The following is a 10,703-nucleotide window of genomic DNA, read 5'->3' as shown; positions in this document are numbered from 1 at the left end:
GCCGGCGTCGGTGCGCGGCGTCGCGGCCGTGCATCGCCGCAGCCAAGCGGACTCGCCCGCGCTGCAGGCGGTGCTGGATGCGGTGCGGGTCGGGGCGGCGGGTCGCGACGCCGCCTGAGGTGCGCCCAGCTCAACCGATCTCTGCGGCGCCGCTCAGCCGAGCTTCGAGGATCACCGCACGCGCCAGCTGCACGCTGCGCGCCTGGCCCGCCGCGAAGCGCATGAGTCCGAACGGCGCCCGCAGATCGAGCTAGTCGACGACGTGCGAGCCGGCGCCGCTGGCGGTGATGTCGAAGCGGTAGCGCATGCGCACCCAGCCGGGGCTGCGCACGTCGCCGCCGACGGTGAGCCCGGCCGGCTCGACGTCCTCGCGGCGCAACGTCACCCGGATGTGGTTGTCGAGGTGCCGCCCGAACGGCAACGGGAAGCGCTCGACCGCGGTGTACTGCGTCATGCCGTCGACGTCGGCGATGTCGCGCACCTCGACGATGAGCGGCGACAGGCCGAGGTAATTGCGGGGTTCGACGAGGTGGTCGGCGATGAGGTCGGGCTCGACGGCGAGGTCGAACTCGTGACGGATGATTCGGCGGGGCATTCGGGTCCTCTCGGTGGCACCACCGTAGTGGGGGCGGCTCCCAGGACCCAACGCCCCCTCGACGCCGACGCTCCAGCACGCAAGGCTGGGCAGCGAAGCCGACAGAACGGAGCTCCCCGATGACGATCACGAAGTCCGACCGCAGCACCGGTGACACCCTCGGGTTCGTCGTGTCCGGCGAGGTGACGAAGGCCGACTACGACGTGATGACGCCCGCGGTGGAGGCCGCGGTCGCGGAGCACGGCACGGTGAAGCTGCTGCTCGACGTCACCGACTTCACGTGGGAGAAGGTCGGCGCGTGGGGTGCCGACCTGCACTTCGGTCACCAGTTCCACGAGAAGGTCGCGCGCATGGCGCTCGTCGGCAACAAGAAGTGGGAGGAGTGGCTCGCCCACCTCGCGACCCCGTTCTATGCGCAGGAGGCGGCGTACTTCGAAGACCAGGATGCCGCCTGGGCCTGGCTCCGGAGCTGACGCAGCAGAGCGACCGACGGCCGCCCGGAGAAAGAAGCAGTCGCAGCGTGGAGCATCTCGGTTCAGCGGGGAACGCGAACCCGGGTTCCGGGGGCGGACACGACCCGGGCGGCGGAGGTGCTGCTTCGAACTGGGGCGAAGATACAGGTGACCGCGGGGATACGGCTGCTCCCCATTGAAGCGCGCTCCGACACCGGCCCGACGCAGTGGGGCATGCTCGGGAGGTGGGCACGCTCCTGACTCAGCCCGCTGACGACCCCGCAGCCTGGCCGGCGAGCAGATTGGCCACGAATACGCCGAGGTCGCGCCGCAGCCCCGCGAAGGCCGACGGATGGGGTCTCTCCACCTCGACGACCTCGGCGATCCGCTCGAGCGTCGGCCGCACCAGCCCGCCTGCCTCGGGTGAACACGACCCGAGTTGCGCCTCGAGGTCGTCGAGGGTGAGGTCGGCGTGCCGGTACACGCCGTTCACGGCGAACGCCATCCGCCCGTCGTTGGGCTGGTGCCGCAGCGGCACGGTGTCGTAGGCGGGTGCAAGGGTCGTCGGCGCGTCGAACGGATGCAACAGCGCGAGGTTCTTGGCGTGCAGGTCGACGTTGCCGATCGCGACGGCGAGCACGACCATCCGCACGAGTCGCTCGACCGAGTCCCGTCCGGCTTGAGCGCGCACGAGCGCGTGGAACCGGTCGAGCGACGCGGCCCCGCCCTGCTCCTGGTACTTCTGCGTCCGCGGGATGCCGAGCGCTTGGCACAGGTCCTCCTGGTGCACGCGCCCGGTCGGGGCATCCGCTGCCCGGTCGTAGCGTTCGATGACGAGCGCGCGGACGTCGCCGAACTCCTCGATCCACGTGTCGTATTCGATGAGACCGAGCGCTCGGGCGATGCGTGCGCCGTACTCCTCGTCGAAGATCAACGTCGGGTACCGCGCGACCTCGGGCTTGAGGATGTGCGTCGACGGGAAGCCGTCGTGCACCCGGTGCCATCCGTCGTCGATGCGCGCGAGCACGACCTTCGGCTGCACGCCGTTCAGGGACGTCTTGCCGGTGGCGCGGTCGTTGCCGAGGGGGAGCGCGGCGGGGCTCTGGAGCAGGCGAGCGATGCCGGCAGCGTCGATCGGGCTGGTGTACGGCGTGCGTGGCTCGCCCGGGGCGGTGGGGTCGTGGATCTGCAGGGCTCCGGCGACATCGCGGCCGTAGTGGGCGAGCAGGCCGAGTACGTCGTACTCGGGCAGCCGCGCCTGCGCGGCGAGGTCGGCGAGCAGGTCGCCCTCGGGGAGTAACTCGGCGAAGAAGTTCCGTCGGCGGGCGACATGCGACCGACTCGCGATCGGTACCAACGGCACGGACGTCGAGAGCACCGTGCTGCCCAGCCCGAACCGTTCGATCGCAGCGCCGGATGCCTCGAAGTCGAACCGTCGCCAGTCGGCACCGACCAGACGGCCGATCGCCCGGCCGTAGAGCTCGACGGTCAGCTCAGGCATCGCCCGGCTCCTCGATTTCGCGCGCGTGATCGCGGTCGGCGGCGTCGAGGTTCGGCTCGTCGAGCTCGGCGTGGAGCCGTACGCCCGTCGCCTCGAGCATCGCGAACAGCCGCTCGGTGAGTTTGCCGGGCTTGCCGGCCTCCATCTCGGAGACCCAGCGCTGCGTGAGCCCGAGCTCGGCGGCGAGTTCGCGCTGGCTCAGGCCACGCGCCAGTCGGCCCTGCTGCAGCATCAGTCCGAGGGTCTCGGCGTTGGGGACGCGGCCGCGGTAGCTCATGGGCGGGCTCCCTTCACTACGAATTCGTAGTCATTGTAGGCAACTACGTTTTCGTAGTCAACGCGCCCGACTACGTTTTCGTACTCAGAAGGTATCTGCTTCGTGGGGTTTCCGCGCGCTCCCAGGGGAATCGCGTACCGAGTCTGGCGGAACGCGTGGCGGGATGTGAAGACTGGGCGGACATCCACCGTCGCATGACGCTAGGGCCACATGATCTTGGGGAATGGGGTTCGTATTGATGGAACTCGCATCGGAATCGCCCGATCTGACTGGATACGCCGTGCTGGCGACTCTCGCAGGAGTCGTCGTCACATCCGTATTCTCGGTCATTGCCGTGTTCGTCGGGAGCTCGCTGCAGCGGAGCCATACGCAGGCCAGGGATCGCGAGGAACGATTCTCGAGCTTGCTGAGCTCATCCCATGCGTTGGTCCTCGGTCTCGGTCGGGTCGCCCATGCGCCGAATCGCCTGAAGCGCACGGAGTTCGAGACGCTGTTCGGATTGCACGGTGATTCGTTCAACCGCGACCTGGCGTCAATCCGGTTGAGGGACAGCGAGGAACTGGTCGATGCCGTCAAACAATTCGACTCTGCGCTCATCGCGCTGACCCGAATCGCAATGAGTCGGAAGTGGGCGACTGAAGAATGGCGGATTGCGCGTTCGGCCACTCTCGACCCACACCTCGATCGTGTGATCAGCGAGTTTCGGTCTACGCGTTGACGTGGTGTGGTGACGGCGAAGCGGATGTCCGGGGCGATCGCCGCCGCGTCGTCTCGGACGATCGGTACCGAGACGAGCCGTTAGGTGGCAACGCGACGGGACTATTCGACCGCTTCTCATCTGCACGGAAGCCCTTCTCATCGAGGAGGGCTTCCGTCGTGTGCGCCCGGGGGAGGCCTTGAAACCAAGCCCGTCGGGCAGCATTGAGATGGGTGCGACGAGTGGCGCCAAGCCTCAGGACAGCGCCACTCGCCGGGATGCCGCGGCTGCTGGATCCGGACCCGCCGCCCCGCCCGCGCCGTCGGCGCACGCAACAGGGCGACCGGGGGTCACCCCCGGTCGCCCTGCGGCGACATCCGCCCGCGATTACCCGCCGGCCAGGCTCAGCACCAGCCGCACCGACAGCGCCACCACCGACACCAGCCCGACGACGCCGAGCACGTTCTGCCACCACCGGTTCCGCATCTCGCCCATCAGCGAACGCCGGTTGGCCATCACGATGATGAGGACGGCGAGCAGCGGCGCGACGAGCACGGTGAGCGCCTGGGCGATCACGATGAGCTGCACCGGCGCCTGCTGGAAGACGAGGGCGACGGTGACGCCGAAGGCGAGGATGGCGGCGCTCACGATCTTCGCGGTCCGCGAGCCGGACGAGGCCCCGCGGCCGAGCCCGTCGGAGAGCATGGTGCCGCCTGCGGTCGCGTTGGCGATCATCGACGAGAACGCGGCCCCGAAGAACCCGAGCGCGAAGAGCGTGGATCCGATCGGGCCGGCGAGCGGCTCGAAGATCCCGCCGAGGGCGACGATGGTCGCCGCGGCCTCGCCGGTGGAGCCGAGCACGGCGGCGGCGACGACGATCACGAGCGAGGTCATGATGCCGGGGGCGACGATGCCGGGGATGGTGTCGACGATCGTGACGTCGCGGTACTGCTCCTCGGTGCGGCCGCGTTCCTTCGTGCCGTACGAGGTGTAGAAGGCGGCGTTGACGCTGAAGTTGGTGCCGACGAGCGCGACGATCAGCAGCCAGGCGCCGTCGGGCGCGGTCGGGATGAGGCCCGACGCCGCCTCGACCCAGTCGGGGTTGGCGATGAACGCGCTGAGGATGAACGCGACCGACATGGCGGCGACGGCGACGACGAGCACCTTCTCGATGACGCGGTAGACGTTGCGGAAGAGCAGGAGCGCGGCGACGCCGACCGTGCAGATCACGGTCCACATGATCGGGGCGCCGCCGAGCATCATCGAGAGGCCGAGCCCCGCGCCGACCGCGTTGCCGACGGAGAACATGAGCGTGATGAGGAACACGCCGATGCCGGCGAGCACGCCGACGGGCGTGCCGAGCTGGTCCTTGATCGACGAGATGAGCGACACGGGCGACTTGATGCCGAGCCGCACGCTCATGTCGGTGAGGAAGATCATGAGGACCGTCGACACGACGACGACCCAGATCAGCGTGTACTGGTAGCCGCTTCCGGCCTGCACGGCGGTGGTGAGGTTGCCCGGCCCGAACTGCCAGGCGCCGGCGACGAACGCGGGGCCGATCAGGGCGAGCTGCTGCCAGAACGATCGGCGCCGGCCGCTCGATTCGACGATGGCGCGCATCGACTCGGTCGAGACGCGGCCGTACCCGGTGCCCGGGGTCGTGGTGGTGTGACGGGTCTTGGTTCGCTCACTCATGGCGAGCCTCCTTCTTCGGAGTGCGGCGCCTGGCCGCGCAGTCGTCATTGACTCGGTTGCCGCACTTCGACGGCGACGATCCTACGCCTCGTCGGCCGGGATCGGTGGGGGTGGGCGGGGGCCGGATGTCGCCGACCCCCGCCGCAGTGATCAGACGGTGACGCCGACCTTCTGGAGGCCGGCCGACGCGAACGCCGCCGCGATCTCGGCGTCCGCGCCATCCGGCAGCGGCAGCAGCGGGGTGCGCACCGTGGCGTGGTCGAGGATGCCGCGGTGCACGAGGCCCCACTTGAGGGCGACGGTGCCCTCCATGTGCGAGCCGCGGTGGTACACGTTCTTCGTGACGGGCAGCAGTCGCTCGTGGATGGCGTGGGCGCGCGGGTAGTCCTGCGCCTTGCCGGCCTCGATGAGCTCGATGAGCGCCTCGGGGGCGATGTTGCCGTAGCCGACGAGCAGGCCGTCGACGTCGAACATGGTCGGCAGCAGGTACTCGTCGTGGCACGAGAGGATCTGCAGCTCGGGGTACGCGGCGCGCAGGGCCGGGATCTCGGTGTACCAACGGCGCATGTTGCGGACGCCGTTCTTGGTCGCGAACACGCCCTCCTGGCCGGCGATCTCGAGCTGCGTGTCGAGGTCGTAGGTGGCCTTGGTGTTGTCGGGGTACTGGAACAGGATCGACGGCAGGCCGCTGGTCTCGTAGATCTCGCGGTAGCGGCTCTGGGGGGCGCCCTGCTGGTAGCCGAAGCGCAGCCAGCCGTGCGAGGGGTAGACCAGGCCGGCGGAGGCGCCGGCGGCCTTCGCGCGCTCGGCCTCGAGCGCGGCGACCTTGTTGCCCTCGCCCGTGATGCCGGCGATGACGGGCACGCGGCCCTCGGTCGCGTCGACGAACGCGCGGATCACGTCGAGCTGCTCGTCGACCGTCAGGAAGGTGCCCTCACCCGCGTGGCCGAGCACGACGAGGCTCTTCACGCCGTCGATCGAGCCGAGCCACGAGCCCAGGCGCTGGATGGCGGCGAAGTCGATGTCGCCGTCGGTGGTGAACGGGGTCACGGGTGCGGGGTTCAGTCCGCGAAGGTCGAGTGCCATCGTCCGACTCCTTGTCTTTCTCTTCGTCGAGACCCGCAGTGTGGAAACGATACCGGGAACGTTTGCGGGAACGTTTGCAAGTATGCTTCATGACGTGAGCGACTGTCAACACCCGATTCCGGATGCCGCGTGGCGCGCGCCGTCGCATGGCGCCCGATCCCGCCGGTCGCCCGCCCGTAGACTCGCGGTGGCAGGAGGTTGAAGGTGGAGCGCACGCACGCCGGTGGGCCGGTCACGCTGAAGGATGTCGCGCAGGCATCCGGCGTGAGCATCTCGACGGTCAGCCGCATCCTCGACGACCGCACGCCGGCCTCCCGCAGTGAGACGGCGCAGCGCGTGCGCCGGGTCGCGGAGGAGCTCGGGTACCGCCGCAACATGTTCGCCGCGAACCTGCGGCGCGGCGCCACGGGCACGATCGGCGTGCTCGTGCCGCGCCTGACCGACACCGTGATGGCGCTCATGTTCCAGGCGATCGAGGAGGCCGCCGGCCGACGCGGCTACTTCGCCGTCGTGGCGACCTGCGGCGACGAACCCGACCACGAGCGCCGCGCCACCGAGACCCTCCTCGATCGCAACGTCGACGGCGTGATCCTCGCGACCGCCCGCCTCGACGACGAGCTCCCGGCGTCGCTGCGCGCCCGCGACATCCCCCACGTCCTGGTGCTCCGCACCGACCGCATCAGCCCCTCGTCGCTCGGCGACGACGAGACCGGGGGATACCTCGCGACCCGCCACCTGATCGACCTCGGGCACCGCGACATCGGGATGGTGACCGGACCCTGGTTCACCTCGAGCGCCCGCGACCGCCGCGCCGGCGCGGAGCGCGCCCTCCGCGAGGCCGGCATCGAGGTCGACGACGCCCGCATGCTCTCGGTCGGCTACGGCGTCGACGACGGCATCGAGGCGGGCACGCGCCTGCTCGACCGCCCCGACCGCTCTACGGCGGTCTTCGCCGCGAACGACAACCTCGCGATGGGCGTGCTCACCGCGGCGAGCGGCCTCGGCCTCCGCATCGGATCCGACCTCTCGATCGTCGGCTACAACGACATCCCCCTCGTCTCACGCCTGCCGGTGGCGCTCTCCTCGGTGCGCACGCCCTTCGAGCAGATCGCCTCGACGGCGCTGCAGCTGCTGCTGTCGCCGGAGGAGGGCGAGCGCGGGATCCGGATGGCGCTGCCGACCCTCATCCCGCGGGCGTCGACGGCGGCGCCGGGGCGCTGAGGTCGAGGCGGCGCTCGGCTCAATCGGGTCGGGCAAATCGACCCTGCTCGACGGGCTGACCGGTGAGACCGAAGCGGATGCCGGAACCGTCCGTTTGGCGAAGGGCGTGGGGTTCGTCTCGCACAACCGGGTCGACGCCGAGCTGGGTCGCGACGACACCGTCGGCCACGCGGTGAACGCGTACCCGGGTTCGAAGCGCGGTCGCGTCGCGATCGCCCAGCGCCCCTGCTCTCCGGCGCGGGCGTGATCGTGCTTGTGCCGCTGAGCGGTGGGCCACAGCCGGGGCCCGGTAGCGGATGTCGCGCGCACCCGCTTCGTGGTCGGATACCGTGATCGCGTGCCCGACGACTCCGCTCCTTCTTCGAGTGACATCCGCGCGCATGCGCGGCATCGATCCGGTCGTACCACTTGGGCGGTTCGAGCGGTCGCAGCCGGCATCGGTATCGCCGTGATGGTGTGGTCGCTGGACGTGATGTTCGACGACCTCGATTCCGAGTCGCTGGGTCCGCCGCTCGGATTCGTCGGCGGATTTCTCCTCGTTATCGGGGCAGCGATCGCGGCGTGGTTCGAATGGCAGTACGACGCCCGGATCCGATTCGCAGAGGATCGTTCGTCGGGGTGCTTCATCATGCCGGTCGTCCTCACGAAGCAGTTACCGGCGCAGGTGGATGAGGCGATGACGGGCCTCGGCCAACGCAGGGCGTACGTGCCGCGGCAAGGCCACGCGTTGCTCGCCGCCGACGCCGACGGGATCGAGCTACGAGCCGGGTGGGGTTGGCGCCCCGTCTTCTCCCTTCCGAGTGGGTCGATCCGCTCGGTCGAGATCGGGACGATCGTCTTCCCGCTCGGCGATGCGACCGCCATCGACCTCGTACTGGGCACCGCGCGCAGTCAGCGGATCTCGCTGATGCCCATGCGCTCCACCCGCCGCTACTGGGGCACCGAGAGCCGCGAGATCATCGATCAGTACGCTGCCGGGCTCCGGGAGGCGCTGCGGGTCTCCGCGCTGCGAGCCGATTCACGGAAACTCGACAGTACGACCAGGGCAGCGGGAGGCGGCGGCGAGCAGCGTGGCGCTGACCGCGGCCACTCACGGCACTCACCATAGAGTGGTCCCGTGCGCGTCAGGTTGCGGGGTTCCGGGGGCGCCGCGCGCTGGCTCATCGGGTACCCGTGGCTCACATTGCTGATCGCGTCGGTGTTCGTCGGCGAATTCGCGCCCAATCCTGCCTACGTTCAGACCGCCGCGGATGACGCCGCCAAGCCGTTCGTGTTCGCGCTCACCGCGGTCGGGTGCGTGCTGTGGTTGCGGCTTCCGCTGCTCGGCGTCTGGTTCGGCCCGGAGGATGTTCGCATTCGCAGCTGGTTCCGGACGACGACGGTCTCGGTGCACCGAGATCTGCAGTGCTCTCGTCAGGCGTGGAGCAGCTGGATCAACGACTGGAACGCCGACGGCAGTGGGAGCCTGTTCAACGTGCTCGCGCTCGCGTGGACAGATGATGCAGGCCGCCGCCGCGCCGGCGTCTACTACGGAACGCTCGCCCATTGGAAGGCCATCCGGAACCAGGCTGCGGTCATTGAGGCGTTCGCAGAGGCCGCCTGGATCGACCCCTCACCCGAACTTGCGCGTGGATACGCCCGGGGCGCCGAACGTCAGGCCGTGATCGATGCGATCCCGGCCGCCGGTCGCCGTGTCCGTTCGCCTGGCCGGATAGCCTGAACCCCGTGCTTGCCCTAGTCTTGGCCGTCGCGTTCGGCCTCAGCGTCGGAACCCTCCAGGCTTACGCATACCTGCCGCGCCCGCAACGTCTGCCGTCGGTCGCGATCGCCGTCGTGCTCGGGGTTGGCGTCGGGTATGCCGCATGGGGGCCGGGCGGGGCAACGATTCCCGCCATGGCGATCGTGTTCGCTGCCGTAGTTGCTCAGGCGCTGGTCGGCGGACTGCGCCTCACGGGCCACCCTCTCGCGACGGGCCTCGGCTACTGGGCCCGAGTGTGGCTCGGCGTCACGCGCGCGAGCTCGCTCCGCCGCACGCCGGCTGCAGCGCAGAGATGACTGCCATCAGGCGCACATCCTCCGCGCGACGCATCTTCGGCTGACGAACACCTTCGCGTGCCGGCCCGCGCACGTCAGAAGGGACAGGTGCCTCGCCCGATCGACCCGGCCCGGCGAAGGGCTTCAACGGCACGCCGTTGTTCGAGGGGCTCTCGTTCGACCTGCAGCGCGGCGACCGGGTGGCGGTGCTCGGCTCGAACGGGTCGGGCAAGTCGACGCTGCTCGACGTGCTGACCGGCGAGATCGAAGCGGAGCCGGAACGGTGCGTTGGGCGAAGGGCGTCAGGTTCGTCTCGGACAACCGGGTCTAAGCCGAACTGGATCTCGACGACACCGTCGGCCACGCGGTGAACGCCTACCCGGATTCGCTGGCGTTCACGGCGACGAAGAAGAGCGTGAACCGGTTCCTGTCGATGCTGCAGTTCTCGGAGGCCGACCTGCAGCAGAAGATCGGCACCCTCTCCGGCGGCCAGCGCGCGCGCGTCGCGATCGCCCAGTGCCTGCTCTCCGGCGCGGCGGTGATCGTGCTCGACGAGCCCACCAACCACCTCGACATCACCTCGACCCAGGTGATGGAGCGGGCGCTCACGCACTTCCCGGGCGCGGTGATCGTGGTCTCGCACGACCGCTTCTTCGTCGACAAGCTCGCCGACCGGCTGCTCGTGTTCGACGGCGGGCCGCGGGTGCGGGAGACGGCGGCGACGGGGGCGCTCTGACCAGGTGCCAGTAACACCGGTGCACGATGCCACCGACGACCGTGACGAAATCACGGACGGCGATGCCGCAGGGACGGCTCTCGCGAGATTTAGGAGCGGGGGCTTCCGACCTGGATGGGAGTCTCGCGTGCGCAGTGCCTCAGGAAGCCTGCTCGGCGTGCGCGATGCGGCCGTCCCGCGGTGGCACTGGGTGTCATGGTTGCGGATGCCCCTTGGGATGAGCCACGGAGAGCTGTCAGTGGCTGTCGCGGTCTCGGTCCGGCCTACCTCGGTGACCGAGCACGTCCTGCGCCCGTTAGATTTCCTCGGCGCTGACGAGCCCTCGTCGGCGAGCGGCCCCGAGTCGGGTAGACCGATCAGGCGCTCGGCCTTCAGGCGCTGCCGCTCCGTTCGGGCGATCCTAGTA

Annotated in this window: 14 protein-coding genes; 9 read left to right on the top strand and 5 right to left on the bottom strand. The window is 69.6% G+C overall.

All coding sequences use genetic code 11. The features are described 5' to 3' along the window. Positions 1-250: 250 nt before the first annotated feature. Positions 251-595 carry a hypothetical protein gene (locus ESO86_RS01125; RefSeq protein ID WP_207206967.1) on the bottom strand — a complete coding sequence of 115 codons (345 nt, stop codon included), beginning with the start codon at positions 593-595 and terminating at the stop codon, positions 251-253. A gap of 119 nt (positions 596-714) precedes the next feature. Between ESO86_RS01125 and ESO86_RS01120 the strand changes: the two genes are divergently transcribed. After that, complete coding sequence (locus tag ESO86_RS01120) at positions 715-1,068, top strand: SpoIIAA family protein (RefSeq protein ID WP_129233060.1); 354 nt, start codon at positions 715-717, stop codon at positions 1,066-1,068. A gap of 241 nt (positions 1,069-1,309) precedes the next feature. Here ESO86_RS01120 and ESO86_RS01115 read toward each other — a convergent pair whose 3' ends face one another. Continuing rightward, a complete protein-coding gene (locus tag ESO86_RS01115; protein ID WP_129233059.1) occupies positions 1,310-2,548 on the bottom strand; it encodes a HipA domain-containing protein in 1,239 nt (412 codons plus the stop codon). Further along, complete coding sequence (locus ESO86_RS01110; protein WP_129233058.1) at positions 2,541-2,825, bottom strand: helix-turn-helix domain-containing protein; 285 nt, start codon at positions 2,823-2,825, stop codon at positions 2,541-2,543. Before ESO86_RS01110 ends, ESO86_RS01115 begins: the two co-directional genes overlap by 8 nt. Positions 2,826-3,048: 223 nt before the next feature. On the opposite strand from ESO86_RS01110, the gene ESO86_RS01105 reads away from it, so the two are divergent. Further along, the gene (locus ESO86_RS01105; RefSeq protein WP_129233057.1) at positions 3,049-3,543 is read left to right on the top strand and encodes a hypothetical protein; all 495 of its coding nucleotides are present in this window, start codon (positions 3,049-3,051) and stop codon (positions 3,541-3,543) included. Positions 3,544-3,909: 366 nt separating this feature from the next. On the opposite strand, the gene ESO86_RS01100 is transcribed toward ESO86_RS01105, so the two are convergent. Together ESO86_RS01100 and ESO86_RS01095 are read right to left on the bottom strand one after the other, a co-directional pair. Further along, positions 3,910-5,220, bottom strand: a complete 1,311-nt coding sequence (locus ESO86_RS01100) for an Nramp family divalent metal transporter (RefSeq protein ID WP_129233056.1) — start codon at positions 5,218-5,220, stop codon at positions 3,910-3,912. Positions 5,221-5,370: 150 nt separating this feature from the next. Then, a complete protein-coding gene (locus ESO86_RS01095) occupies positions 5,371-6,306 on the bottom strand; it encodes a dihydrodipicolinate synthase family protein (protein ID WP_129233055.1) in 936 nt (311 codons plus the stop codon). A gap of 204 nt (positions 6,307-6,510) precedes the next feature. Here ESO86_RS01095 and ESO86_RS01090 point away from each other — a divergent pair, with 204 nt between their 5' ends. From ESO86_RS01090 to ESO86_RS19705, 7 genes are all read left to right on the top strand, one after another. Further along, on the top strand, positions 6,511-7,527 hold the full coding sequence (locus ESO86_RS01090; RefSeq protein ID WP_129233054.1) for a LacI family DNA-binding transcriptional regulator: 1,017 nt from the start codon (positions 6,511-6,513) through the stop codon (positions 7,525-7,527). 106 nt (positions 7,528-7,633) lie between these two features. Continuing rightward, complete coding sequence (locus tag ESO86_RS18495; RefSeq protein ID WP_165307195.1) at positions 7,634-7,774, top strand: hypothetical protein; 141 nt, start codon at positions 7,634-7,636, stop codon at positions 7,772-7,774. 90 nt (positions 7,775-7,864) lie between these two features. Then, the gene (locus ESO86_RS01085) at positions 7,865-8,635 is read left to right on the top strand and encodes a hypothetical protein (protein ID WP_129233053.1); all 771 of its coding nucleotides are present in this window, start codon (positions 7,865-7,867) and stop codon (positions 8,633-8,635) included. 9 nt (positions 8,636-8,644) lie between these two features. Further along, positions 8,645-9,247 carry a hypothetical protein gene (locus tag ESO86_RS01080; RefSeq protein WP_129233052.1) on the top strand — a complete coding sequence of 201 codons (603 nt, stop codon included), beginning with the start codon at positions 8,645-8,647 and terminating at the stop codon, positions 9,245-9,247. 173 nt (positions 9,248-9,420) lie between these two features. Beyond that, positions 9,421-9,582: a hypothetical protein gene (locus tag ESO86_RS18490; RefSeq protein WP_165307193.1), complete on the top strand. Its 162-nt coding sequence runs from the start codon at positions 9,421-9,423 to the stop codon at positions 9,580-9,582. Between the two features lie 179 nt (positions 9,583-9,761). Beyond that, entirely contained in the window at positions 9,762-9,932 is a 171-nt protein-coding gene (locus ESO86_RS20115) for an ATP-binding cassette domain-containing protein (protein WP_340638825.1), read from the top strand. Then, positions 9,929-10,297, top strand: coding sequence for an ATP-binding cassette domain-containing protein (locus ESO86_RS19705; protein ID WP_207206965.1), 369 nt, complete (start codon positions 9,929-9,931; stop codon positions 10,295-10,297). Before ESO86_RS20115 ends, ESO86_RS19705 begins: the two co-directional genes overlap by 4 nt. Positions 10,298-10,703: the final 406 nt, after the last annotated feature.

This window comes from Agromyces binzhouensis, from assembly GCF_004135055.1.
Classification (GTDB): domain Bacteria; phylum Actinomycetota; class Actinomycetes; order Actinomycetales; family Microbacteriaceae; genus Agromyces; species Agromyces binzhouensis.
Note: the sequence above shows the minus strand (reverse complement) of the source record. Positions and strands in the feature narration are given on the sequence as shown.

What these genes read in the sequence shown, in the direction of transcription:
- ESO86_RS01110 (WP_129233058.1), bottom strand. Translation starts at nt 2,825, where the DNA reads ATGAGCTACCGCGGCCGCGTCCCCAACGCCGAGACCCTCGGACTGATG.
- ESO86_RS01105 (WP_129233057.1), top strand. Translation starts at nt 3,049, where the DNA reads ATGGGGTTCGTATTGATGGAACTCGCATCGGAATCGCCCGATCTGACT.
- ESO86_RS01125 (WP_207206967.1), bottom strand. Translation starts at nt 595, where the DNA reads ATGCCCCGCCGAATCATCCGTCACGAGTTCGACCTCGCCGTCGAGCCC.
- ESO86_RS18490 (WP_165307193.1), top strand. Translation starts at nt 9,421, where the DNA reads ATGGCGATCGTGTTCGCTGCCGTAGTTGCTCAGGCGCTGGTCGGCGGA.
- ESO86_RS01115 (WP_129233059.1), bottom strand. Translation starts at nt 2,548, where the DNA reads ATGCCTGAGCTGACCGTCGAGCTCTACGGCCGGGCGATCGGCCGTCTG.
- ESO86_RS01100 (WP_129233056.1), bottom strand. Translation starts at nt 5,220, where the DNA reads ATGAGTGAGCGAACCAAGACCCGTCACACCACCACGACCCCGGGCACC.
- ESO86_RS01120 (WP_129233060.1), top strand. Translation starts at nt 715, where the DNA reads ATGACGATCACGAAGTCCGACCGCAGCACCGGTGACACCCTCGGGTTC.
- ESO86_RS01095 (WP_129233055.1), bottom strand. Translation starts at nt 6,306, where the DNA reads ATGGCACTCGACCTTCGCGGACTGAACCCCGCACCCGTGACCCCGTTC.